The organism is Agaribacillus sp. DX54, assembly GCF_056858335.1.
Genome location: NZ_JBXEQE010000005.1, coordinates 15389 through 39736 on the forward strand (window position 1 = coordinate 15389; position 24348 = coordinate 39736).

A 24348-nucleotide genomic window follows, 5' to 3' on the forward strand; every position below is an offset into this window, starting at 1 on the left:
AATTATTTATAATCCCTGGAAATAAGTTTCACATCTTCAAAGTTAAGGTGTTCCTTATGCAGCGTCGGTGCCCGACCGTCACCGTTATAACCCCAACAGGAAATAAAGGCAAAGTTTTCATCATCCCGTAGCGCTTCTCCCTCTTCTGTCCGATATTCCTCTCTGAAGTGGGCCCCGCAGGATTCATGCCTGGTCAGGGCATCATGACACATAAGCTCACCCAGTTCAAGATAGTCTGCCACCCTGCCTGCTTTCTCCAGTTCCGAATTGACTTCAGCAGGGGTTCCCGGTACCTTCAAATCTTCCCGGAACGACTTTCTTAAAGACTGTATTGCCTCGATAGCCGTTTTCAGGCCTTTTTCACTTCTGGACACCCCGCAATAATCCCAAAGCAGCTTTCCCAGCTTTTTGTGATAGTAATCTGCTGTTTTGCTGCCATTGATGCCGGTTAGCCGGTTCAACATGTCTGTGGCCGCCTTTTCTGCTTCGGTAAAAGCCGGATGGCCGGTATCGATGCTACCGGTTTTGATATCGTCGGCCAGGTAGTTGCCAATGGTGTACGGGATAATGAAATATCCGTCCACACATGCCTGTAACAAGGAGTTAGCGCCCAGCCGGTTGGCCCCGTGATCGGAAAAATTACACTCCCCCAATGCGTAAAGGCCGGGAATGGTAGTGCCCAATTCATAATCCACCCACAGGCCACCCATTGAAAAGTGGGCGGCGGGACTGATCTTCATGGGTTCGAGATAAGCGTTTACACCGGTGATCTTTTCATACATGCGGAAAAGGTTACCATAGCGTTGCTTTATGACATCCATGCCATATTCTTTAATGGCATCCTTAAAATCCAGGTAGACGGCATTCTTGAGTGGTCCCACGCCATTTCCTGCGTCAATTCTTTCTTTGGCAGCCCTCGATGAAATATCCCGGGGTGCCAGGTTGCCGAATGAAGGATATTTCCTTTCAAGGTAGTAATCCCGGTCTTCTTCCGGAATATCATTCGGTTGCCGCTCTTCCCCGGCTTTTTTAGGTACCCAGATTCTACCGTCATTCCTCAGGGATTCTGACATTAACGTAAGTTTGGATTGGTGTTTGCCTGACTGCGGGAGGCTGGTAGGATGTATTTGCGTCCAACTGGGGCTGGCCATATAGGCCCCCTTTTTATGTGCCCGCCAGATCGCAGAGCCATTGCAACCCATAGCCAGGGTTGATAGGTAAAATATTTTTCCAAATCCACCCGTAGCCAACACAACAGCATGGGCGCCATGTCTCTCAATCTCTCCGGTTTCGAGGTTCCGGGTTATGATTCCCCGGGCTTTTCCATCGATTACCACCAATTCAAGCATTTCATGTCTGGGATAAAGTTTCACCTTCCCCAAATTTACCTGCCTTATCAATGAAGCATAAGCACCCATCAGCAATTGCTGGCCGGTTTGACCTCTGGCGTAAAATGTTCTTCTCACCTGCACTCCTCCAAAAGACCGGTTGGCCAGGTATCCGCCGTACTCCCTTCCAAAAGGAACCCCCTGGGCCACTGCCTGGTCAATCAGGTTGGCTGAACATTCAGCCAGGCGATACACATTAGCCTCCCTGGCTCTGAAATCCCCACCTTTTATGGTATCATAAAACATCCTGTAGATGCTGTCACCATCATTTTGATAGTTTTTGGCAGCATTTACACCGCCTTGAGCCGCTACCGAATGAGCCCGCCGTGCCGAGTCCTGGAAACAGAAAGATTTGACATGATAACCTCCTTCTGCAAAAGAAGCCGCGGCCGCACTCCCGGCAAGTCCCGTGCCTACCACAATGATATCCAGCTTTTTTTTATTGTTAAAGCTCACCAATCGGCAGGTAGCCTTATACCTGCTCCATTTCTCAGCTAAAGGCCCCGCAGGAATTTTAGCGTCCATTTCTTTTTGTCGTGTTGCCATCAGGTATGATAATTCAGATAAACAAAAACAGGAATAATAATAAATCCTGTGGTAATGATTAAAGTAAAGCCAATGCCCAGGTAATACAATCCCCGGGAAAGCTTTGACGGATACACGCCCAGGGTTTTGAAAGCGCTGTAGAACCCATGCAGCAGATGATATCCCAGTGCTATAAAAGCGACGATATTCAATATGACATACCACAACCTGCCATATGCACTCACAACAATTGAAAACAGGTCTTTGTTACCTTCATCATCCAACGGTAAGGTGCCAAAGGAGTACTGATACCAAAAATCTTTCAGATGGATGACCAGAAAAAGCAGAATGATACTTCCCAGCAACCCCATATTCCTGGAAGACCAACTGCTCACCACTTTTCTCCGGTCATAGGCGTAAGCTGAACCGCTGGCTTTCCGGTTTTTTATCGTAATGATCAGTGCATAAATGCTATGCAGCACAATGGATAAAAAAAGGAGCCATGAAATAACTTTTATAAAATAATTACCTGAAAGGATCCTGGAATAAAGGTTAAACTGTATCACGGCCGTTTCCTTCGGAAGCAACAGTTGCAGGTTGCCGGCCAGATGAACCACCAGGAACAGGCAAAGGAAAAGCCCGGTCAGGGCCATCAGGTTTTTACGGAATAAGGTAGAGGTCATTTTACCTTGCAAACGCTTTAGTAGGTATCGGTTAATACGGAGGTGAAAAATAAATAAAATAACAATGACAGAAAACAATACCCTCAAAAATATGTCTGTTAAATTGAAGGCTTTTTTACTTTACGATTTGATTATATCGAAATGCCCGCACGCCACACACCGACCTTACCATCGGTATCTACTATTGGGTACCACATTTCAAGCCATGGCTACCTGTAGTGATATCGCCGATCACTTCAGCATATTGAACGCTTGATTATCTCCGCAAAATATTATACCTTCCTCCCGAAGGTGGTCAATGGCGTTTCAGTATCTGCTTCCTGCCCGGTTCCATTGATTTTTCGTTCACGCCAGGATTTAAAACCCTGAAGAATTACATACTTTTGCAGTAAAAAAGAAAATAAACGAAATTATGAGTAAAATCGACAAAATACTTGTCCCAACCGATTTTTCCAGTGCAGCAGAAAGTGCTGTTACCTATGCTAATAATTTTACAGAGGGGGATGGATCAATTGAGATTACCTTATTATATATCTCCGAATCCCCGCTGGATGAAGAGGATCAAAACGCATTGGAGGTAAAACTTCATGCATTAAAGGATAGATTTCTGCCGGCCCTGAAATCTTCCTGTCAATGTGTTGTGAGGTCAGGGTCCCTGACTGAAACGATATTAACCATGCAGAAAGAAACCGGGGCCGATCTGATTATCATGGGTACAAAAGGCGCCTCGGAAGAAGGAGAACCGGCCATCTCCAGGACTTCTGAACTGGTTTTGGAAGCTGATTGTGCTGTGCTGGTAGTTCCTGAAAACACCGGCACTTTTACCGTGCAGAATATTGCACTTGCCTTGGGAAAAAATGAAATAGATGACTCATTTGCCCTGGGAACCCTGCACGATGTTGCCAGGAAATTTGGTGCGGAAGTGCATATACTTACCATTAATAATGAGGAAGGAGCGATGGTGACAGAAGATAAAAATGAAAGTATTCTGGAATATTATCTTGAAACCCTGCATTATCATCATGTATTCCCTAAAAATACCGACATAGAAAAAGGGATTTTTGATTATGTAAGGGAAAAAAACATCGACATGCTGGCGATCTTACCACGTAATCATGCCAAAAAAAGTAAACCTTCGGAAGGGCGATTAACAAGGCTGTTGACGCTGCATACTGAGGTGCCGCTTTTGACAATAGATTAAATTAAACGGGCTGACCTATGCAACATTTGAATATTGTCAACCCAAACTGTCTTCCGGTTCCAGCGCGGAGGGAGGTGATGTTACTGTCACCGCAGATATTACAAACACCGGCAAAATGGAAGCAGAGGAGGTAGTTCAGCCTGACATTTCTTTTCCCGAAGCTTCTTTTGTGGTACCGCAGTCAGCATCGAAGGCATTTAAGCAAGTCAGGTGAAAGCCAGGAGAAACACGCAAAGCCTCATTTGACTTTTTGCCGGCAAAACTTGCTTACTTCGGTAATGCAGGCCCAAGTAACTAGGCCGGGGGCGGGGGTAAAGTGTATATTACTCCGAGAGGTGCCTCATCCGGCTAGCGCGGTGTGTCGTTGGGCAGTCCTGCTTTTCGCGAAGTGACTCCGGAAATAAGCTCGATAATAATGGATGCCCATCGGGCGCCGACAACGATACGGACTTCCGGAGTATGCACACGACAGATTGTATTTAATTGATAAAAATCAAAGGATAGCATGATTTAAATCATCAGTGGGATTTTTGCTATCCATAATTTTGAACAGAATATAATTATAGATTTTATGAAAAAAATATTGGTTCCTACAGATTTTTCAGATTATTCAAAAAAAGCCATTGCGGTCGCTGTTGAAATTGCCGCTAATTCCGACGCCGAAATTATATTGTTGCATTGTGTGGTTACCCGTTTGGACTGGGCATTGATGCCAGCAGAAAAACGGGAACAGTTTCCTGAAACGCAGGCTGCTACCGTTGCTGCCGAAACCATGCTCGAGAGGCAGGCCAAAACCAAGATTTTTGCCAATAGCAAGGTACGAAGCATCGTGGCACATGGCGTTCCCTCAGAGCAGATAATCTTTGTAGCGAACAAACAGAAAGTTGACCTTATTATTATGGGTTCACATGGGATCAACGAACCTCATGAATACTTCATCGGTTCCAATATCCAGAAAACACTAAGAAAGGCTTCATGTCCTATTATGATGGTGAAAAAGAACCATAAAGCCAAGGCATGGAAGAAAATGGTCTTTGCCGCTGACTTTGAGGAAGATATTAAAAAGGAATTCAAACCGATACTTACCTTGTCAAAGCTGATGGGCGCGACCATAGATCTTTTATTTGTAAATACTCCGGGTAATTTTAAGTCCAACGATGAAGCCCGCTCGTTGATGAATGAATTTAGCGGTCATTTTAAAAACGTTAAAATGAATCACGCCATTTACAACCATCATGAAGTTTACAAAGGTGTCATGCAGTATTGCAAAGAAACAAAGGCCGACTGGGTCTCACTCGTTGCGCACGACAGGCGTAGAAGACCTCAATATCTTATTGGCAACACCGAGACATTGGTGTACTATAGTGATATTCCTGTACTCAGTGTTAATCAAAATACAAAGTAGTTTTAAGCGCTTCCGGTTTTCTGCTCTTTCGGCCCCCGGGCAGCCTGTAATTTTGCTGCCCTGGGCCAGGCCGGTTGACTTTGACTGATCTGGTATGTCCCGAAGTCTTTACCCGGCTTTGGGCAATCCCGGCTGTTTGTATGCAAGCCTGAACATTCTATATATTCAATATATAACCTGCTGATAACCTGATGCTTATAACAAATTAAACATTATTGTAGATAATTTTTGCGATACATTAATATAATTTGTGTATATTCAATCAGTGGCTGTTCAGAAAAGTTAAAAAATCAGCCTGATGTTGTAAGAACCCGAACAATTGTTGGAACTGAATCTATGGTTTGGTAATTGTATATAAATTTGTGAATTTCGTATAATTATTGATACCAGAATAATGAGAGAACAAGTAGAACTGCTTATTGATGAATTTGTCGATGAAATTCTGTCAAATTCTCAATTTTATCATGAGTCAGGACGAAAGCAGTACCACGCCAGATATATCTCAGTGTCAAAATTTATCAACAAACTTATCTTTAGTTTTGACCAACTTCCTAAGAGCGATGAATATCATATACGGGATATGTTTGAAAGAATGCATAGGGATAACTACAAATCTGTTCACAGAGCAAAACTTATTTATGATCGTGAGTGGGTACTGCGGCGGTTTGAGCTTAAACTGTTTGGTGATGATCTCGTTTTCAGAAGGGTTTATAAGGAATTAAAAAGTCAAAATATATTGGCACCGGGCCATCAGGTAGATTTTTCTTTGGATAACCAATTGGAGGAGCTGCTTACGGAGTTTGAAGAATTAGGTGTCCTATTCAAGAAAGGTGATATATGGCTTATAGGAGGGAAGAAGTATCGCATTGAAGGAAATTTCGCCAAATCTGATTTGTGGCTTCAGCATTTGGATGGTCGGGAAGAGGTGATCAGGCTCAGGGAATTGCTACCACTCAGGCTGAGGGATTTTTACCAAATTGTAGGCGATGGCAAAGAAGTCGGCGCAAACTCCTGTTAAATAAATCAGAGATGCTACCGGATATCTGGTAGCAACAAACTTTCCAACTTGTCAATCAATGCTTTCAGCTCTTTCATGGATCGTGCATTTTTTTGCTCTATAGCCTGATTGACAGCCGATAAGATCATACCTTTTATTCTTTGAATTCTTTGATTAGGCGCTTCGAAGATTTGACTTTCCATGATACCGTACCCCCTGTTATCCATAACTTCAGGTTCCGGTTCAGATGATGCCAGGGAATCACCTGTAAGCTGACTTTTTAAAATATTGGCTTTGTTTATAAGATCGGCCTCATTTTTAATGGTTTTGAAAGTGCCTTCATCGATATTTGAAAACAAAAGAATCGAGGATTTTTTTATTTTAACTTCTCCGGATAGGATCCTGTTTTTTAAGACGGGGTTTTTTTGGCCGATCCTGTCGAGTGCCCGGGCAAATTTTGCGTCCCGGTGAATGGTCATTCTGCTCACCTTAAATTCCCGGGCCAGAAGATCTATTGTTTTTTGATCTTTTTTGGGCGGCATACCTTTCAGGTAACTCGTTTTCGTATATTCCTTGCCGCCCCAGTTCTTCTTTACGCTTTCATACTTAACGCCACGGTAATAGCTCAACTGCAAAGGATTTAAGTTACGCCTGCCTAATTGATTATTGATCATCCACATCTTTACCTCCTTCACGTTTTTAAAGTTGCGGACCTCCAATTTATAGGGTAAATTATGTTTTTGACATATTTGCAGCCGGTTGTGACCATCTACTAATACATGCTTACCATTTGGTTTCTTCCATATAACCAAAGGATCACGGCACCCCTCATTGCGTAAATTCAGCTCCAGTTGTTTAAATTCTTCCCTGCTAAGCGGAACAATAAATTCCTTCAACACCGCTGATATGGAAATATTTCTCTCCATCCTGTTTTCCATTATGTTTAAAAATTAGTCATACGAACCGGCATAGAAACCAATTGCGTTCCAAGACTAAAAACATCACTTAAATATATAGCTAATGTGACTAAATAAATACAAACTCTTTGATTTTTTATACAAAAGTTCGACGATAATCAAGTTGTTCGAAATACTAATTCACATTTTTAATATATTTTAACCAATTCAGCGCTTTTTCTTTGTTTGTAAATCCTTTGGTAGGAATCGGGGGATTGGACAGCACCTGAAAAGCGTTGAATGCAAGACGGTTGATGGTACTTTTTACCAGGAATGCCCCGTCGCTTAAATAATGAAGGGCTTCTTTAGATGCCATGTACCGGCGTGTTTCTTTGTTGATGCTGAGCAATTGTCTCATATCTACAAAAAGTGGCATGGTAGTATGATCTGAGACTTTTAACCTGTCTGCGACCACCTTCCTTCCGGCCTCTAAATTAATGACGGTTCCTGGTTTAAATACCTCGAATATTATCCCATCCTCAATCCAGATTTCCACGTATTTATTTTCCAGGTAGTTTTGTTTCGCCCGGTTTCCCATGGCTGCTTAAAGACTAAATGATTATTTTTTCTGTTTACCAGTAGTGCTTCTTAAAGGGTAAATTAAAAAAAAAGGGGGAAAAACTAAAATCTGACAGGTTAAAAGGGTAACGGTGTTGCTATCATTTTTTTGCTGCTTTTTAAGAAGAATCCTGTTGTGTTAAATTATAATAAATTTTTTATCTCACCTAAATTAAACCAGATATGAGAAAAACAAAAGTTGCTAATGCCAATGACATGGTTAATGATTACATTAACCGTGGCCGTACAAAAAAAGTACTGCATCTGATAACGCAGGACAAATTCTACAACGGTCGTGAAATCCGGATTGACAACAGAAAGTTCATTAATTTAGGTAGTTGTTCTTATTTGGGCCTGGAATTGGATCCCAGGCTTAAAAACGCGGCCAAAGCCTACATTGACAAGTATGGCGTACAGTTTTCCTCCTCGCGGACCTATCTCAGGTGTACGGCTTACCACGAATGGGAAGAATTATTGACTGCGCTCTTTGAAACCCCGGTGGTGACTTTTACAAGTGTATCCCTTGGACATCATGCGGTCATTCCTGTGGTGGTGGAACCGGGAGACGCCATCATTCTTGACCAGCAGGTACATGCCAGCGTTCAGGACCCGGCCAGGAAAATGATGCTCAACGGCGTTCATGTAGAAGCCATCAGACACAATCGACTGGATGTTCTCGAAGAAAGAATCAAGGCGCTGAACAACAGGTACCAGCGTATTTGGTATATGACTTGATGGGGTGTATTCCATGTACGGAGACTTTGCACCCATGCATGAAATTGTTGCCCTTCTGGAAAAATACCCCAAACTCTACCTGTATGCCGACGATGCGCACGGTATGAGTATTGCCGGTAAAAATGGGTGCCGGAGTTATTTATCATCAGGTGCCGCACCACAAAAAAATGGTTTTAGGCACTTCCCTCAACAAAGCCTTCGGGGCAGGAGGGGGTGTTTTCCTGTTTCCCGATGAAGAATTCTGTCTTAGGGTAAAAAACTGCGCAGGTGCCTATATTTTTTCAGGAGGGCACCAGGTGCCTGTCATCGGTGCAGGTATTGCCTCGGCCAGGATTCACCTGTCCGATGAAATCATTCAAAGGCAGGAAAGCCTGAAGGAAAAGCTTAGCTATTGTCATCAGATGCTGGAAGATTATCAGTTGCCGATCCTCTCCAACCCGGAGGCCCCTATTTTTTACATCGGTGTCGGGCTTGTCAATACCTGTATGCATTTGGTTGAGCTATTTGCATGATGACGGCTGTTATGTTAACTACAGGTATGTTTCCGGCAGTGCCTGACCAGAGTGCCGGTGTTCGTTTTACTATCACTGCCCATCATAACAAAGAGGATATCGAATAGCTGGTAGAACGCATTGCCTATCACTATCCCAGAACCTTTCGCGAATTAGGCAGAAGCGCTCAGGACGTGGTGAGGGGATTTGGACGGGTGAAGCAATTCAATCTGCTGATCGAGGGGATACCGGTAGATATTGTTAAATCCAAGGGATATGAAATCCAGCATGAAACTTCCATCCGGAATGTTCCCAAACACCTTTGGGATGAACTGGTTGGAAGTTTAGGGGCCAACAACTGGGATCAGATGTTGTTTTTTGAAGAAACATTTTCAGGCCGTGCAAAGAAGGAGCACAACTGGAAATTTCACTATTATTTGATCAGGGATAAAAGCGGCCACCCGGTTATCGCCACTTTTTTCACAGAAGTACTGGCCAAAGACGATATGTTTGCACCGGCTGAGGTTTCACGACAGTTAGAGCATTTGCGCCGGCAAATGGATGATCCATATTATCTGTCCTCCCAAACCTTGACAATGGGATGTCTGCTTTCGGTGGGTGATCACATTTATATTGATAAAACCCACACGGAATGGCAAAAAGCTTTTGTTGTTTTGCTGGAATCTGTTCAAAGCCTGCGGGAAGAAAACGATATTCCTGTTTTAAGTCTGCGGGATTTTGATACGGAAGATGAATTGATGAAAGGATTTTTGATAGACCTGGGTTTAAAACGGGTGAGTATTCCCGACGGCCATTTAATTGATCGTTTCGAATGGAATACACCAGAGGAATTTCTTCGTCAATTAAGGGGTAAGAATAGTAAAAGTACCCATGACCGGAGAAATTATATTCGTAAGCGCGCTTTAGGTTTTGAAGATCGCTTTGAAGTAAAAATAGTCAGATCGGCTACCGCAGATGAGATACGGCATTTCAGAAGGCTTTATCTGAATGTAAGTGAAAAAAGCTATGATATCACCGGGTTCAACCTGCCTGAAAGATTTTTTGAGAATGTATCGACTCATCCCCGGTGGGAAATCCTGGAACTAAAGCTAAAACCCGAATATGCTCCTGCAAAAGCACGCAAAGCAGTCGGGATAGCGCTTTGTTACAAGACCGACCGCTTATATAGCTTTCTGGTAACGGGCATGGATTACAATTTTTTAACTGAGCACAATGTTTATACACAGATTCTCTGGCAAACTATCAAAAGGGCAAAACAACTGGGGCTTCCTGTCAACATGGGCATAACAGCCTCTCAACCAAAAAGAAAATTCGGGGCGAAATTAATGAAGTATTCAGTCTATGTACAGAATAAGGATACTTTTAAAGATATGATTGTCAATCTCTTACCTCAACGGGAGCCTAAAATCCTGAGATAGTTTTAATGGGCTGTTGTATTTATATAAAGCCCTTATACTCATAGCCCTGTTTTTACACCATTCCCCATCCGCCGTCCCGTTCCTTCTTTCCATGAAATCAAAGCGGTGGTATCGGCGTTCTTGATGGTTAACTCCCCGGTGTCCCGGGAACCTGTTATGTCAAGGTTATCGATTCGTTAATTTTTATGCGAGATGACCTCCCATTTACCCAATAAAACAAGATTTTCATCATAGGACATGAAACTGCGCAGCAAAAAACTTAATCCCGGAATTATAAAATTTTAATTGGGATCGTTCCCGGAAAAAGATTTCTATGATATTATTTGGACAATGAATATATTCGTGGGCGTAAGGCCGGGAGCACTTATAGAATTAACTGTTTTCCGAGAGAATCAGATGATAATATTTTTTGAAAGATTTTTTTTAGCGACAATAATTTACCTTGAATTATACCTTTCCATCCTTTGGTTTTCAGTGTAAGGGTGGTTTAGCTTCTTAAAGTCTTTACAGAGCAAAGAGCGATTGATTATGAAGACCAATTTATTTGACATTACGAGTAAGGTGGTGGTTGTAACCGGAGGAACCGGTGTACTAGGGCATGCGATGGTCAAGGGTTTGGCTATGGCAGGGGCCAAGATAGGGATCCTGGGAAGAAGGGAAGAAATTGCCTGTTCCAGGGCAGAGGAAATCAGGGAACTCGGGGGCCAGGCGATACCTCTCAAAGCGGATGTTTTACAAATAAATGAACTGGAGCTTGCCTATGACCGGATTATAGGTGAGTGGGGAAGGGTCGATGTTTTAATCAACGCGGCAGGTGGCAATATGCCCGGAGCGACTATTATGCCAGATCAAACTTTCCTGGATCTTTCACCTGAACACCTAAAAAAGGTGATGGATTTGAACCAACTGGGTACCATTTTTCCCAGCCAGGTATTTGTCAAAAGCATGATTGAAAATAAAAGCGGGACAGTGATCAACATTTCGTCGATGGCAGCCCAGAGGCCACTGACAAGGGTGGTGGGTTATGCCGCATCAAAAGCGGCCATTGACAATTTCACACGCTGGCTGGCTGTTGAAATGGCCCGGAAATTTGGTGAAGGGATCAGGGTCAACGCAGTTGCCCCGGGGTTTTTTCTCACAGAACAAAACAGAAGCCTGTTGTTACAGGAAAATGGTGAGGTAACCGAACGTGGTAAATTAGTGATACAACATACCCCAATGAACCGATTCGGAGCCCCGGAAGAGCTGGTGGGCACAATCATCTGGCTTTGCAGCGAAGCAGCACGCTTTGTAACAGGGACGGTGATTCCCGTTGACGGAGGATTTAGTGCTTCTACCGGAATATGAATAAACATAGGAACGGTTGCTAACAACAAATACATAAAGGAGACTATAAAATTGGCACTACAACAAACATGGCGATGGTTTGGACCGGATGATCCCGTGCAGCTTTCTGACATCAGGCAGGCTGGAGCGACAGGTATTGTTACCGCCCTGCATCAAATCCCAAACGGCGCTGTTTGGCCGGTGGAAGACATCAGGGAAAGGCAGCAGCTCATTAAACAAAACGGATTGGAATGGGTGGTTGTGGAGAGTGTGCCGGTCCATGAAAGTATTAAAACCCGAACCGGCCAGTTTGAAATGTACCTTGAAAATTATAAACAAACGCTTATTAACCTGGCAGCATGTGATATCCGCACAGTTTGTTACAATTTCATGCCAGTATTGGACTGGACGCGCACTGACCTCGAATATCCCATGCCGGATGGTTCGCTGGCGTTAAGATTTGATTGGATTGCAGTGGCTGCCTTTGATGTCTTTATGCTAAAGCGACCGGGGGCAGAAAATGAATATACGGAGGAATTGCAGGCGGATACCCGCTCTTATTTTGAAAAGTTGGATGAGCCAGGCAGGGAAAAGTTGCAAAAAACGATTTTAGCAGGCCTGCCGGGTTCTGAGGGAAGCTATGCTCTGACAGATTTTAATAAAGCCTGCGAATCGTATAACCAAATCGATGCAGAAAAGCTCAAGCGTCATCTCGTTCATTTTCTGGAAGAGGTGATACCGACTGCAGCCTCGGCCGGTGTTAACATGTGCATTCATCCTGATGACCCGCCTTTTTCGATTTTTGGTTTACCAAGGGTCGTTAGTACGGAAGATGATGTGTCTGAACTATTACGAAGTGTCGATGATCCTGCCAACGGCTTAACCTTTTGCACGGGCTCTTTCGGCGCCCGGGGGGACAATGATCTCCCCGGAATGATTGAACGATGGGGCGATCGTATTCATTTTATACATCTGAGGAGTACTGAGCGCGATGTGAGGGGCAACTTTTTTGAAGCTAACCACCTGGAAGGTGATGTCGATATGTTTCGTGTCATGAAAGCCTTGCTGAGGGAGGTGCAAAAAAGAAAAAGTAAAGGTAATAAGCATTGGGCGATTCCCATGAGACCGGATCATGGTCATAAAATGTTGGATGATATGCATAAAAAAGGCAACCCCGGCTATTCCGGCATTGGAAGATTGAGAGGACTGGCAGAACTAAGGGGGCTGGAAATGGGGATAGAACGAACTTTATCATGAGCTTATGAGAAACTTTCTTGATGACAACTTTCTGTTGCAGAACAAAACGGCAGAAATACTTTACCACGATTTTGCCAAATCGTTACCTATTATTGACTATCATTGTCATTTACCACCTCAGGAAATCGCCGAAGACAAAAACTTTGATAATCTCACCGGTATCTGGCTGGATGGCGATCATTATAAGTGGCGTGCCATGCGTACTTTTGGCATACCTGAGGCATACATTACTGGAGACAAAGATGATTATTCCAAATTTGAAAAGTGGGCTGCCACCGTTCCTTACACCATCCGGAATCCCCTTTTTCACTGGACACACCTGGAACTAAAGAATTATTTTGGGATTGAAAAGCTGCTGACCCCTGAAACGGCGGCGTCGATCTATGAGGAGTGTACTCAAAAACTTGGTACAGAGGACTATAGCACCAAAGCCCTTTTAAAAAAGATGAAAGTAGAGGTGGTTTGCACCACCGATGACCCTACCGATAATTTGTGTTATCATCAGGCGCCCGGTTCGGATCATTTTAAAATGTTTCCGGCTTTTCGTCCTGATAAAGCGCTGGCCATTGAAAATGCCAGGGATTTTAATCAATACATACAAAAACTGTCGGCCGCGGCTGATATGGAAATCAAAGACCTCGATGGCCTGCTCGAGGCCCTCCAAAGACGGGTAGATTATTTTCATGCGCAGGGCGCGCGTTTGTCTGACCATGGACTGGAATACGTTTACTCAAACGACTTTACGCTAGGTTCGGCAAATAATACCTTTAAAAGCGTGCTTGCTTCAAAAGATGTCGGTGAGCCTGAAGCGCTGGAGTTTAAATCGGCCGTACTTTATCATCTCGGCCAAATGTATGCCGATAAAGGGTGGGTACAGCAATTTCACCTCGGTGCTTTGCGAAATGTCAGCTCCCGCCAGCAGCAACTGCTTGGCCCCGACACCGGTTTTGACTCTATCGGGGATTTTGACCAGGCAAAAGCCCTGGCCGTGTTCCTCGACCGGTTGGATGCCAATAACAAATTAGCCAAAACCATATTATACAACCTCAATCCCAGGGATAATGAAGTAATGGCTACGATGATTGGAAATTTTAACGATGGTTCCAGCCGGGGAAAAATGCAATTCGGTTCGGCATGGTGGTTTCTGGATACAAAAGACGGCATGGAAAAGCAGTTGAATTCCCTCTCAAACCTGGGATTGTTAAGCTGTTTTGTGGGTATGTTGACAGATTCCCGCAGTTTTTTGTCATATCCCCGCCATGAATATTTTAGAAGAATACTTTGTAATTTATTGGGTAAAGATGTTGAAAACGGGGAGTTGCCTGACGATACCAAATGGTTGGGTGAGATTGTGTCCGACATTTGCTATCACAATGCCAAGTCATACTTTAATTTTAAATAAATAATGAAAAAGGTTGTTACATTCGGTGAAATTATGCTTCGCCTGGCACCTCCGGGCTTTTTGAGGTTTTCTCAGACTAATACTTTTAATGCTATATATGGTGGCGGAGAATCCAATGTAGCTGTTTCATTGGCCAACTATGGCATCCCTGTCGAATTTGTCACCAGAATTCCTGACAATGACATTGGTAAATGCGCTATGATGGAGATGAGAAAGAGGGGCGTGGGTGTCAACCATATAGTGTATGGAGGCGACCGCCTGGGCATCTATTTTTTGGAAACCGGTGCTGTTGCAAGGGGAAGTAAAGTAGTCTATGACCGGGCTTTTTCTGCGATGAGTACCCTAGAAAAGGGCATGGTTGACTGGGAAGAAGTCTTCAGGGGTGCACAATGGTTTCACTGGACAGGCATTACGCCGGCTATCTCGCAGGGCGCAGCAGATGTATGTCTGGAAGCCGTTCAGGCCGCCAGTCAATTGGGTATAACGGTTTCCACAGATCTGAACTATCGCAAAAAACTCTGGAATTACGGGAAGGAGCCCGGAGAGGTTATGCCGGACCTGGTGGCCGGTTGTGATATAATTTTGGGGAATGAGGAGGATGCAGAAAAACATTTTGGCATTCACCCGGACTCCGTGGATGTGACCAAAGGCGATACAATGGATGCCCGGGCTTACAGATCGGTCTGCACAAAGTTGATGGAACGCTTCCCGAAGGCCCGCAAGGTGATTACCACCCTGAGAGGCTCTATCAATGCTTCTCACAACACGTGGTCCGGTGTATTGTACAATGGCAAAGACTTTCTGGAAGCTGCCTCCTATGATATTACGCATATTGTAGACCGGGTAGGAGGGGGTGACTCTTTTATGGGCGGGCTGATCTATGGCCTGATCAATTATCCGGATAACGATCAAAAGGCTTTGAATTATGCGGTTGCGGCTTCTTGCCTGAAACATACTATTTATGGAGACGCTAACCAGGTCACGATCGATGAGGTAGAAAAACTGATGGGAGGTGATGCATCCGGCAGGGTGGCCAGGTAGTGAAATTGAGATGGGTTGATTGATTTTTTTGGTTTTATGGTTAAGGTAAAAAGGTTAGAGGATTTAAAAGTTTGGCAGTTGTCAAGAGAATTGTGTCAAAATATGCATATTTTAAGTGTTGATTCCGGGTTGAGTGGTGATTTTTCATTAAAGAGACTGATAAATATGTCTTGCAGCCACATCATGGATAACATTGCCGGAGGTTTCGGCCGTGGCGGGAACAAGGAGTTCATTTATTATCTGTTGATGGCCAAAGGTGCTTTGTTTGAGTTCAAATCTCAGTTGTACAGGGTTTTGGATAAACGGTACATTAATGATGAAAGCTTCCGGAGTCTTTATGATAAAGCGGAATCATTGGGCAGCATGCTCGATGGTTTGATAAAGTATCTGCAGAATTCCGGAGAGTCTGACTCAAAACCCCTTGAAAATGAAAATCAGTTATATTTATATAAGGATAACTGAATACAACGAATAAAATCAAGCGCCTGGCATTAAACATGAAGCAATAAGAACCAAATACAAAATATGTCGAAATTCTCAAGAATCGAAGTAGCCACAGTCATGGCGTCCAACGGGCTGGTGCCACTATTTTACCACCCTGATATTGAATTAGGTAAAAAAGTATTAAAAGCTTGTTACGATGGAGGCGCCAGGCTTCTGGAGTTTACCAATCGTGGAGATTATGCCCACGAGGTTTTTTCGGTGCTCAACAAGTATGCCATGGAAGAGCTACCGGAAATGATCATGGGTGTAGGCTCTGTGACAGATGCTGCTACGGCCTCTCTGTATATGCAAATGGGTGCTAATTTTGTGGTTACCCCGGTGCTACGGGAGGATATTGCCGTAGTCTGCAATCGACGGAAAATATTATGGTCGCCCGGCTGCATGTCCCTGACTGAGATTGCCAGGGCTGAGGAATTGGGGGCCGAAATTGTGAAGATTTTTCCTGGCGGGCAGCTAGGACCAGGTTTTGTAAAGGCTATCAAGGGACCATGTCCTTGGACCAGCATCATGCCTACCGGTGGGGTGTCTCCCACGCAAGAGAACCTGGCTGCCTGGTTCGACGCCGGCGTGACATGTGTGGGAATGGGCAGCAAGCTGATCAGCAAAGAAGTATTGAAAAACAAAGATTTCGAGGGGCTGAAAACCACGGTTCGGCAAACGCTGCAGATTATCTCAGACCTTAAAAACAAGCACTAAACAGCATGTCCACAACCAGGCTTTCAGGCTTCTTATTATTACTCTCCCTGCTATTGGCAGGTTGCGGTGAAATTGGCAAAGTTACCACCATTAAACTCGCTCACGGGCTGAATGTCGATCATTCGGTGCATAAGGCGATGGTGTATATGGGAGAACGGCTTAAGGAAAGGTCAGGTGGTAAAATGCATGTAGAAATTTATCCTAACCAGCAATTGGGTACGGAAAGGCAGCTCCTGGAGTTGTTGCAAATCGGCAGCGTGGGAATGACCAAAGTATCGGTGGGTGTCATGGAAAATTTCGCACCCAATATGAAGGTATTTGGTTTGCCCTTTATTTTCAGGGACAAGGAACATGCCTACAACGTAATGGATGGGGAAATAGGAAGGGAATTATTGTTACAGGGGGAAGATTATTGGTTACGGGGCCTCACTTACTACGATGCCGGCAGCCGCAGTTTTTATACAAAAGAAAGACCCATCTATACGCCTGATGACCTTTCCGGCCTTAAAATCAGGGTAATGGAAAGTGCCACTGCGATGGATATGGTTCGGAGCCTGGGGGGATCACCTACACCGATCTCATGGGGGGAATTGTATACCGCTTTGCAACAAGGTGTGGTAGATGGGGCTGAAAATAATCCACCGAGCTTTTACCTGTCCGGTCACTATGAAGTTTGCAAGTATTATACTTTGAATGAACACACAACCTTGCCGGATGTCCTGCTAATTGGCACCCATGTCTGGGACCGCTTGTCGCCCGAGGAGCAGGAATGGCTGCAGGCAGCGGTAGATGATTCGGCCGTTTATCAAAGAAAACTCTGGGCCGAATCGGAACAGGAAGCACTTGATGCGGTAAAAGAGGCTGGTGTGGAAATCATTGTTCCGGATAAAAGTACTTTTAAAAAGGAGGTGACACAGTTGATTGAATCGTACAAGAACGACAACAATATCTATAGCCTGATTCAACGCATTCAGGATACAGAATAACCGATTTTTTATGAAATTAAGAAATAGTATAAACACGGCCCTCGGCTGGACACTGGCATTTTTGATGGCCGTGATGGTGTTGAATGTTTTGTGGCAGGTATTTACCCGGTATGTAATCGGTATACCCAGTTCCTTTACTGATGAACTCGCCCGATACTTGTTGATTTGGATTGGCATATTGGGGGCGGCTTATGCGGCAGGCAGAAGAATACACGTGGCCATCGATATACTTCCATCCCGGCTCAGCCCCCGGTCACAGGTAAATTTGCTGGTGTTTGTCAATGTGGTTATCATTATATTCGCCCTCACCGTGTTGGTGATCGGCGGTTCCCGCCTGGTATATATTACCTTTCTTTTGAAACAAAACTCCCCGGCCCTGCAAATTCCATTAGGTGGGGTGTATACAATTATTCCTGTCAGTGGTCTCCTGGTAGTTTATTATAAAATTTCTGACCTCCTAAACATAAAATAATGTTAGAGTATATCCCCGTTCTGGTATTGGTAATAAATTTTTTAGTACTTCTGGTACTGGGTGTTCCTGTGGCATGGAGCATTGGTACTGCCTCATTGCTGACTATGCTTGTAAGTATTCCTGCCATGCCTGCCTTCACGACAGTGGCCCAGAGGATAGCAACAGGTCTCGACAGTTTTGCACTGCTGGCAATACCCTTTTTCATCTTATCGGGGCAATTAATGAATAAGGGGGGGATTGCGCACCGGCTGATCGATTTTGCCAAAACCTTGGTTGGTTCTTTGCCCGGAGGTTTGGCGCACATCAATGTCATCGCAGCCATGCTCATGGGGGCCATCGCCGGCTCCGCTATGGCCGCGGCATCTGCTATGGGTGGTATCCTGGGACCCCGTATGGAAAAAGAAGGCTATTCAAAAGAATTTGGCGCGGCAGTCAATATTACTTCCGCCACTACAGGGCTGGTCATTCCACCCAGTAACACACTGATTGTTTATTCCCTGGCCAGCGGAGGCGCTTCCATCGCAGCATTATTTTTGGCGGGTTATTTACCAGGCATACTCACCGGACTGTTTTTAATGATTGTAGCGGCCGTTTGGGCTAAAAAGAAAGGCTTCCCCGTTGGTGAAAGAAGTAAACTGAAAGATGTCCTTACAACGTTTATCGATGCATTTCCGAGCCTTCTATTACTGGTTTTGGTTATTGGCGGTATTGTGGCAGGAATTTTTACTGCTACCGAAGCATCTGCGGTGGCAGTTTTGTATACATTGATTCTGGCATTTTGGTATAAGGAAATAGCCTGGAAAGATCTGCCGGGTATTTTGTTGCATTCGGTAGAGACCACTGCCATGGTCATGCTGTTAATAGGCACTTCCATGAGTATGTCATGGGTGATGTCCTATGAAAATATACCTCAGGAGGTCAGCAATGCCTTGTTAAGTGTGAGTGATAATAAGATCGTCATTTTATTGATCATCAACATGATTTTGTTGTTTGTTGGTATTTTCATGGATATGACCCCCGCAGTACTTATTTTTACGCCCATCTTCCTGCCTGTTGTCACTAAGTTTGGCATGGACCCGGTTCATTTCGGTATTGTAATGGTGCTGAATTTATGCATTGGCTTATGCACTCCCCCCGTTGGCTCCGTATTATTTGTAGGGGTCGGGATTGCCAACACTACGATAGAAAAAGTCATCAAACCATTGTTGCCGTTGTTTATCGCCATGCTTATTGCCTTAATGATGGTTTCTTACTGGCCGGCCCTGAGTTTGTGGTTGCCTGAAAGCTTTGGGTATTAATGACCGGTTTTTACGCCACGCTTTTTGATGACGGTGGCCGCAGGACGAAAACAACAGGGAAAAGATTTTTCAGAATGTGCCTTGACATTAACTAAAGTAGGACTTCGGGATCATCGTTAAACAATTAATTGCCTATTTAATTCATGATTCATGATGAATATTATAAGAAAATTTATCGTATTGTAATGCCATAAGTTGTTCTAAGCTTGCTCAAGAGTTAATAATTTCATAATATTCAGCATTGGCATTAATAACTATCTTTCAGATACTTTTCCACCGTAACAAAACTAATCCTCTATGGCAGATTCCAGGTTTGCGGCAATCAGATTATTTATACGAAAGCGATGGCCTTTTACCAACAAGATTACACTTTTACTGATCGTATTCCTAACGTCCCTGTTTGGCACTCAGTTATTTGGTAGTGAGGATATTTCTGTTCAGGCTAACCATGCCTTGTTTTTGCTGCTGTTTGCCGGTGGCTTATGGATTACTGAAGCCATTCCTCCATTTGCAGTGAGTATTTTAATCATTGGATTTTCCATCTATTTCTTAGATGATATACATTTTAGTGTCATATCGTCGGACTGGGAGAAATATATTAACACCTGGTCAAGCCCGATCATATGGATTTTGCTGGGTGGATTTTTTTTGGCTATGGGAGCGCAGATCACGCAATTTGACAGAAAGTTTTCCCGCTATGTATTGCGACGGTTCGGCACCAGTCCTTATACTATTTTATTAGGATGTATGCTGGTTACCGGTATTTTGAGTATGTTCATGTCTAACACAGCCACTACCGCTATGATGGTCGCCATATTAAAACCAATCGTGAAAGTGTTAGATAAAGATGATCCGTTTGTGAAAGCCTTGTTTTTGGGGGTAGCTGCGGCGGCAACTGTCGGCGGTATGGGCACGGTCATCGGCAGCCCTCCGAATGCCATTGCCATGGGGGTCATCCAAAATGCACAAATTGAATTTGGATTTTTGGAATGGATGAAGGCCGGTGTGCCTGTTGCCCTGATGTTCATCATACTCATCTGGTTTTTGCTGAAGAGTTATTATCGTACCAGCTACCAGAGTATTCAATTTGGCCAGGTTGAAGAAGATTCGGACTACCCGCTCAGAAATACTGTCGGCAATCGCAGAACAGTGGTTTTGACTTTCATCATTACCATTGGGTTGTGGCTTACTTCTCCGTTACATAATATTCCTGTGGCACTGGTATCGTTTTTGCCAATACTGATTCTTACTGTCAGCGGTGTGGTATTGGGCGAAGACCTCAGGTTGGTGCCCTGGGATACACTGATATTGGTTGCCGGTGGTTTAACCCTTGGCATTGTTATCAGCGATTCAGGACTGGCCGATTATCTGGTGGGTCAAATCCCGGTCTTTAGTAACGTTTATCTCATGTTACTCATCCTTAGTTTGTTGACAACCGCTTTGTCCAACATCATGAGTAACACAGCCGCCGCCAGCGTGCTCATTCCCGTAGGCGTATCATTTTTGCCTGATTACGCATTGGTTGTCTCTGTGGTCATCGGCCTGTCTGCCTCCACCGCCTTATTCTTACCCATCTCCACACCCCCCAATGCTATCGCTTATTCTTCAGGCTTTTTGAAACAATCCGATTTCCGCTTCATCGGATTAGTCACCGGTTTGGCCGCCCCGGTAGTGATCATCTTTTTTGCCATACTCCTGTTCAGCCATCTGGACCTATAATTCCACTCACACAAACAAACGGGGTTGAGGAATTGACAGTTGACAATTAACAATTGACAATTAGTAGTTTCCAACTGTCAATTGTCAATTCCTTCTAAATCTTTTCTCCAAATAAATCCCATTTCATGCCATTGATCCTGCAAGGACGGACTAACCATTACCTCAGGGGTTTGTATTTTGTTGTTGATGACGATAGAATTTTTAGGAATTTGATCTTTCAGATAGGCTGCCAGTTCGTGATAAGTAACATTTCCTTCTGTTTGCTTTAACTTTTTCAACAGAAAATAGGTAAACATGCCATGTCCTTTCTGCTCATAGGCAAATGCTGCTTCGTTGCCGCTTGTAGCGGTGAAAACCACCAGATTTCCTCTTATGTAAGGCGATTTGGGCTTGATTTTTACCCCTCGTGATGCCACCAATTGTTCACCCCTGCCGCCTCCGGTAAAACAGGCATCCAGCAATACCGTAACCCGTGTATGTGGGGATCTGGTCAGGGTGTTCAAAGCTTCTTCCAGGCTGATGGCAAATGATAAATCAGAGCCGTCTACATCTACCGGAATCAGATAGGGACTGGAAGTGCTGATGTCAGGAAGGCCGTGGCCGGCGTAGTAGAAGATCAGCTCGGCTTTTCCATTATATGCCTCGGCAATCTGGCTCATTTTATTTAAGCCCTGTTTGATTTGTCCTGCGGTTCCATTGGTTATCAGGGTAATGTTCTTTTTGGGTACCCCCATGGTTTGGTGCACATACTGACTGAAAATTTCGGCGTCGATCGCTGCATACGAAACGTTCACTTCTTCGTCGAATCCTGCCTGGAAAGATTTATAATCTTCATTGCCTACTATCAGGGCGAAGGTGTTTTTCCTTTCTATATTGTTAACCGGAATATCGATATCCACGTCAGAAAAACCTGGTCGGGTACTCGCCCGGACCGGCTTGTCCTCCGCATATATCCGAGGGCTGGACCATACGATTTCCGGAATGGAAATTTCATTGATCCATGATAAATCGGCGAAGTCAAAATACTTGCCTTTTTGCGCTGAAATAGCATAATCATATACTTTTCCATTAAGCGCTATTGTGTATTTTTTTAAGATCAGGTTTTCACCGGCCAGAAGAAAGCCGGGATCCGTGATAACGGCTTCCTCCCAATTGGTTTTGAATGCAATGGCTTCTTCAATGGGAATATTAATGCGTGTGGGCATGGTTCCGGAGATAAACACGTGAAAATACTCCTCGTCGGCATCGTAGATTCCCAATTCTGCATTGGCAAAATCAATGTATTTAGTGCCGTATTTTGCTAGAACCCGGTTTGATATACTGTCCAATACGGCCGATTGATTCTGAGACTCCATTCTCCTGGCATACTGACTTGTTTTTTCAAATTCACCTTTCCTTCGCCAGACAAGGTAAGCTTTCTCAATTTTTTCTTTGAGTATGTCCTTTATGTTATAAGCCCTGCCGGCACTCCCGATTTTGGAAAATGCAGGTTCGATAACCCATTCTCCGGACTTGTCAATGACTCCGAATCTCCGGTTCTTTACGGCGACTGCATAACCTAATTTAAATGGAAAAGCTTTCTCAAATTTCGGTTTTATCGCCCATGAGCCCTTCTTATCGATATATCCCCAGGTATCTCCATTCCGTACCGCCGCGAGCCCCTGACTGAATTGTGATGAGTTTTTAAACATCAATGGGATGACGACATTTCCCGACCGGTCTATAAATCCCATCTTGTATTGATTCTTTACCTGTGCGAGCCCTTCGGAAAAAGGGTGTGCCATGTCGAAGTCGTGCCTGATTTGGACTTGACCACCGTTGGAGATGTATACTTTCTGCCCCTGGAAGTTTACCGGGGCAAGTCCCTCTGCAAATGGCAGCGCGTCATCGAAGCTTTGCTTGGTTATCTGATTACCATGGTGATCGATAAAATACCTTCCTGCACCTTTTGAAGCAATGGCCAGCCCTTCTGAAAAAGAGCTTACGAGTCGATAGCCATGGGGAATGATTACTTTTCCATCATGGTCGATAAATCCCCATTTATTATTAACTACTACCGCAGCGAGCCCCTCGTTAAAGGGGGTAGCCCTTTCATATGCAGGCTTTAAAATCCATTTTCCACGCTTATCAATGTAACCCCATTTGCCGGAGTTCCTTCTTTTCACAGCCGCCAATCCTTCAGAAAATGGCTGCGCTGATTGAAAGGAAGGATCGATGGCCCATTCCCCTTCGGAATCAATATAGCCCCATAGACCATATTGGCTGGCCGGAAATAATATGTCCTGGGCAAAAACACCGGACCAACTCCAGAAAAAGGCCATTATTACTAACCCGATGTGTATTTGACGTTTCATTTTTTAACTGTAAGGTTTGAGGTTTGATAAAAGAACGTTGTGTTTACCATGCGGTTATTCCGAACCCATTCATCAAAATCCTCTCTGGGAATATGCTTTGGATTTTTATAAGCCCCGGGAAGCTCGGTCTCGTTTTCAAGTATCGGTTTGGTATAGGGCGTGGAGGATAACACCATATACAACTGATAAGAGGTCTGATCCTTTTCAGTATCCAGCATTATTTCATCTGTTAAATAATAGGGAAAACCCTCGAAATAATTGGCAGACTGATCCGGATGGAAAAAAATGTATTCCTGATCTGCTTTTACCGGTACGTTATGAATATACTGTTTTGGCATTTCATTGTACGGAAGTATTCTGTACGCTTGCTTATCATCGGCAAGAAAAACGCTCAGATATCCGTCCACAGGTGTTTTGAAATACAGATAGAATTGAGAATTGTTTTCAAAATCTTCCCTGGCACAATCCATTTCCGGACAATTCAGTGGTGAATAATCGAATTTAACAGACGTATCGACTATTTCACGGGCTTTTCCTTTAATGGTACAGGTGATCCATATTTCCTGCCTGACGTCCGAACCGGTTTTAATCCGGCGTACTTCTTCTTTAAATGACTCATTAATGGTTTCAAGCCACTCTCCCTTGACCTGCGTGGCGCCTGTAATGTGTACCGATGTACTGCCATCTTCAATTTTAATCCTTGAATCTTTTGAAATAAAAGTGCCATACCTCTCCTCCAGCGCCTTATGAATGGCCTGTTCCCTGGCCATTTCGCGGGTTTGTTCCCTGCTCAGATGGTCTTCGAGCCTGACCACCACAGTGGCGCCAACGAGGTGTATTTTCTGGCCATAAACAGTATGTATAAAGCTTATGGCCAGCATAATCAGTACTATGGAATATGGCCGTTTCATAGTA

The 24348-nt window shown here is 44.1% G+C and carries 23 protein-coding genes; 17 read left to right on the forward strand and 6 right to left on the reverse strand.

What is annotated here, in order from left to right:
• Nucleotides 1-2 precede the first annotated feature (2 nt).
• Together AC04NP_RS07635 and AC04NP_RS07640 are read right to left on the reverse strand one after the other, a co-directional pair.
• A complete protein-coding gene (locus AC04NP_RS07635) occupies nt 3-1934 on the reverse strand; it encodes a fumarate reductase/succinate dehydrogenase flavoprotein subunit (protein ID WP_482858938.1) in 1932 nt (643 codons plus the stop codon).
• Nucleotides 1934-2596, reverse strand: a complete 663-nt coding sequence (locus AC04NP_RS07640) for a succinate dehydrogenase cytochrome b subunit (RefSeq protein ID WP_482858940.1) — start codon at nt 2594-2596, stop codon at nt 1934-1936. Before AC04NP_RS07640 ends, AC04NP_RS07635 begins: the two co-directional genes overlap by 1 nt.
• 64 nt (nt 2597-2660) lie before the next feature.
• Between AC04NP_RS07640 and AC04NP_RS07645 the strand changes: the two genes are divergently transcribed.
• From AC04NP_RS07645 to AC04NP_RS07660, 4 genes are all read left to right on the forward strand, one after another.
• A complete protein-coding gene (locus AC04NP_RS07645; protein WP_482858941.1) occupies nt 2661-2852 on the forward strand; it encodes a hypothetical protein in 192 nt (63 codons plus the stop codon).
• Nucleotides 2853-3008: 156 nt separating this feature from the next.
• Entirely contained in the window at nt 3009-3797 is a 789-nt protein-coding gene (locus AC04NP_RS07650) for a universal stress protein (protein ID WP_482858943.1), read from the forward strand.
• Between the two features lie 571 nt (nt 3798-4368).
• Nucleotides 4369-5202, forward strand: a complete 834-nt coding sequence (locus tag AC04NP_RS07655; protein ID WP_482858944.1) for a universal stress protein — start codon at nt 4369-4371, stop codon at nt 5200-5202.
• Nucleotides 5203-5596: 394 nt separating this feature from the next.
• Nucleotides 5597-6220, forward strand: coding sequence for a hypothetical protein (locus AC04NP_RS07660; protein ID WP_482858945.1), 624 nt, complete (start codon nt 5597-5599; stop codon nt 6218-6220).
• Nucleotides 6221-6234: 14 nt separating this feature from the next.
• Here the strand turns inward: AC04NP_RS07660 and AC04NP_RS07665 are convergent, their stop codons facing one another.
• Complete coding sequence (locus tag AC04NP_RS07665; protein WP_482858946.1) at nt 6235-7137, reverse strand: ParB N-terminal domain-containing protein; 903 nt, start codon at nt 7135-7137, stop codon at nt 6235-6237.
• Nucleotides 7138-7291: 154 nt separating this feature from the next.
• The gene (locus tag AC04NP_RS07670) at nt 7292-7693 is read right to left on the reverse strand and encodes a DUF7793 family protein (protein WP_482858947.1); all 402 of its coding nucleotides are present in this window, start codon (nt 7691-7693) and stop codon (nt 7292-7294) included.
• 203 nt (nt 7694-7896) lie between these two features.
• Between AC04NP_RS07670 and AC04NP_RS07675 the strand changes: the two genes are divergently transcribed.
• The 13 genes from AC04NP_RS07675 to AC04NP_RS07735 all read left to right on the forward strand — a co-directional run bounded on the left by AC04NP_RS07675 (nt 7897) and on the right by AC04NP_RS07735 (nt 21079).
• Nucleotides 7897-8448 (forward strand): aminotransferase class I/II-fold pyridoxal phosphate-dependent enzyme, encoded by a 552-nt coding sequence (locus AC04NP_RS07675; RefSeq protein ID WP_482858948.1) that lies wholly within the window; start codon nt 7897-7899, stop codon nt 8446-8448.
• A 122-nt stretch (nt 8449-8570) separates the two neighbouring features.
• Complete coding sequence (locus AC04NP_RS07680; protein ID WP_482858949.1) at nt 8571-8960, forward strand: aminotransferase class I/II-fold pyridoxal phosphate-dependent enzyme; 390 nt, start codon at nt 8571-8573, stop codon at nt 8958-8960.
• Between the two features lie 173 nt (nt 8961-9133).
• Nucleotides 9134-10378 carry a GNAT family N-acetyltransferase gene (locus tag AC04NP_RS07685; protein ID WP_482858950.1) on the forward strand — a complete coding sequence of 415 codons (1245 nt, stop codon included), beginning with the start codon at nt 9134-9136 and terminating at the stop codon, nt 10376-10378.
• A 528-nt stretch (nt 10379-10906) separates the two neighbouring features.
• Entirely contained in the window at nt 10907-11725 is an 819-nt protein-coding gene (locus AC04NP_RS07690) for an SDR family oxidoreductase (RefSeq protein WP_482858951.1), read from the forward strand.
• Between the two features lie 51 nt (nt 11726-11776).
• On the forward strand, nt 11777-12961 hold the full coding sequence (gene uxuA / locus AC04NP_RS07695) for a mannonate dehydratase (RefSeq protein ID WP_482858953.1): 1185 nt from the start codon (nt 11777-11779) through the stop codon (nt 12959-12961).
• 4 nt (nt 12962-12965) lie between these two features.
• Nucleotides 12966-14363 (forward strand): glucuronate isomerase, encoded by a 1398-nt coding sequence (uxaC, locus tag AC04NP_RS07700; protein WP_482858955.1) that lies wholly within the window; start codon nt 12966-12968, stop codon nt 14361-14363.
• A 3-nt stretch (nt 14364-14366) separates the two neighbouring features.
• A complete protein-coding gene (locus AC04NP_RS07705; protein ID WP_482858956.1) occupies nt 14367-15404 on the forward strand; it encodes a PfkB family carbohydrate kinase in 1038 nt (345 codons plus the stop codon).
• Between the two features lie 36 nt (nt 15405-15440).
• The gene (locus tag AC04NP_RS07710; RefSeq protein ID WP_482858957.1) at nt 15441-15866 is read left to right on the forward strand and encodes a four helix bundle protein; all 426 of its coding nucleotides are present in this window, start codon (nt 15441-15443) and stop codon (nt 15864-15866) included.
• 63 nt (nt 15867-15929) lie between these two features.
• Nucleotides 15930-16604: a bifunctional 4-hydroxy-2-oxoglutarate aldolase/2-dehydro-3-deoxy-phosphogluconate aldolase gene (locus tag AC04NP_RS07715; RefSeq protein ID WP_482858958.1), complete on the forward strand. Its 675-nt coding sequence runs from the start codon at nt 15930-15932 to the stop codon at nt 16602-16604.
• Between the two features lie 5 nt (nt 16605-16609).
• Complete coding sequence (locus AC04NP_RS07720) at nt 16610-17590, forward strand: TRAP transporter substrate-binding protein (RefSeq protein WP_482858959.1); 981 nt, start codon at nt 16610-16612, stop codon at nt 17588-17590.
• A gap of 10 nt (nt 17591-17600) precedes the next feature.
• Nucleotides 17601-18062 carry a TRAP transporter small permease gene (locus AC04NP_RS07725; RefSeq protein ID WP_482858960.1) on the forward strand — a complete coding sequence of 154 codons (462 nt, stop codon included), beginning with the start codon at nt 17601-17603 and terminating at the stop codon, nt 18060-18062.
• Nucleotides 18062-19360 carry a TRAP transporter large permease gene (locus AC04NP_RS07730; RefSeq protein ID WP_482858961.1) on the forward strand — a complete coding sequence of 433 codons (1299 nt, stop codon included), beginning with the start codon at nt 18062-18064 and terminating at the stop codon, nt 19358-19360. The genes AC04NP_RS07725 and AC04NP_RS07730 overlap by 1 nt, the downstream gene beginning before the upstream one ends.
• Nucleotides 19361-19657: 297 nt before the next feature.
• Nucleotides 19658-21079 carry an SLC13 family permease gene (locus tag AC04NP_RS07735; RefSeq protein ID WP_482858962.1) on the forward strand — a complete coding sequence of 474 codons (1422 nt, stop codon included), beginning with the start codon at nt 19658-19660 and terminating at the stop codon, nt 21077-21079.
• A gap of 77 nt (nt 21080-21156) precedes the next feature.
• On the opposite strand, the gene AC04NP_RS07740 is transcribed toward AC04NP_RS07735, so the two are convergent.
• Together AC04NP_RS07740 and AC04NP_RS07745 are read right to left on the reverse strand one after the other, a co-directional pair.
• Nucleotides 21157-23433, reverse strand: a complete 2277-nt coding sequence (locus tag AC04NP_RS07740) for a WG repeat-containing protein (protein ID WP_482858964.1) — start codon at nt 23431-23433, stop codon at nt 21157-21159.
• The gene (locus tag AC04NP_RS07745) at nt 23430-24344 is read right to left on the reverse strand and encodes a hypothetical protein (protein WP_482858965.1); all 915 of its coding nucleotides are present in this window, start codon (nt 24342-24344) and stop codon (nt 23430-23432) included. Before AC04NP_RS07745 ends, AC04NP_RS07740 begins: the two co-directional genes overlap by 4 nt.
• Between the last annotated feature and the right edge of the window lie 4 nt (nt 24345-24348).

Coding starts and splice junctions, on each gene's coding strand:
- AC04NP_RS07650 (WP_482858943.1), top strand. CDS start 3,009: ATGAGTAAAATCGACAAAATACTTGTCCCAACCGATTTTTCCAGTGCA.
- AC04NP_RS07635 (WP_482858938.1), bottom strand. CDS start 1,934: ATGGCAACACGACAAAAAGAAATGGACGCTAAAATTCCTGCGGGGCCT.
- AC04NP_RS07740 (WP_482858964.1), bottom strand. CDS start 23,433: ATGAAACGTCAAATACACATCGGGTTAGTAATAATGGCCTTTTTCTGG.
- AC04NP_RS07660 (WP_482858945.1), top strand. CDS start 5,597: ATGAGAGAACAAGTAGAACTGCTTATTGATGAATTTGTCGATGAAATT.
- AC04NP_RS07715 (WP_482858958.1), top strand. CDS start 15,930: ATGTCGAAATTCTCAAGAATCGAAGTAGCCACAGTCATGGCGTCCAAC.
- AC04NP_RS07665 (WP_482858946.1), bottom strand. CDS start 7,137: ATGGAAAACAGGATGGAGAGAAATATTTCCATATCAGCGGTGTTGAAG.
- AC04NP_RS07745 (WP_482858965.1), bottom strand. CDS start 24,344: ATGAAACGGCCATATTCCATAGTACTGATTATGCTGGCCATAAGCTTT.
- AC04NP_RS07705 (WP_482858956.1), top strand. CDS start 14,367: ATGAAAAAGGTTGTTACATTCGGTGAAATTATGCTTCGCCTGGCACCT.
- AC04NP_RS07690 (WP_482858951.1), top strand. CDS start 10,907: ATGAAGACCAATTTATTTGACATTACGAGTAAGGTGGTGGTTGTAACC.
- AC04NP_RS07730 (WP_482858961.1), top strand. CDS start 18,062: ATGTTAGAGTATATCCCCGTTCTGGTATTGGTAATAAATTTTTTAGTA.
- uxaC (WP_482858955.1), top strand. CDS start 12,966: ATGAGAAACTTTCTTGATGACAACTTTCTGTTGCAGAACAAAACGGCA.
- AC04NP_RS07710 (WP_482858957.1), top strand. CDS start 15,441: ATGGTTAAGGTAAAAAGGTTAGAGGATTTAAAAGTTTGGCAGTTGTCA.
- AC04NP_RS07670 (WP_482858947.1), bottom strand. CDS start 7,693: ATGGGAAACCGGGCGAAACAAAACTACCTGGAAAATAAATACGTGGAA.
- AC04NP_RS07675 (WP_482858948.1), top strand. CDS start 7,897: ATGAGAAAAACAAAAGTTGCTAATGCCAATGACATGGTTAATGATTAC.
- AC04NP_RS07645 (WP_482858941.1), top strand. CDS start 2,661: ATGACAGAAAACAATACCCTCAAAAATATGTCTGTTAAATTGAAGGCT.
- AC04NP_RS07680 (WP_482858949.1), top strand. CDS start 8,571: ATGGGTGCCGGAGTTATTTATCATCAGGTGCCGCACCACAAAAAAATG.
- AC04NP_RS07720 (WP_482858959.1), top strand. CDS start 16,610: ATGTCCACAACCAGGCTTTCAGGCTTCTTATTATTACTCTCCCTGCTA.
- AC04NP_RS07725 (WP_482858960.1), top strand. CDS start 17,601: ATGAAATTAAGAAATAGTATAAACACGGCCCTCGGCTGGACACTGGCA.
- AC04NP_RS07640 (WP_482858940.1), bottom strand. CDS start 2,596: ATGACCTCTACCTTATTCCGTAAAAACCTGATGGCCCTGACCGGGCTT.
- AC04NP_RS07735 (WP_482858962.1), top strand. CDS start 19,658: ATGGCAGATTCCAGGTTTGCGGCAATCAGATTATTTATACGAAAGCGA.
- AC04NP_RS07655 (WP_482858944.1), top strand. CDS start 4,369: ATGAAAAAAATATTGGTTCCTACAGATTTTTCAGATTATTCAAAAAAA.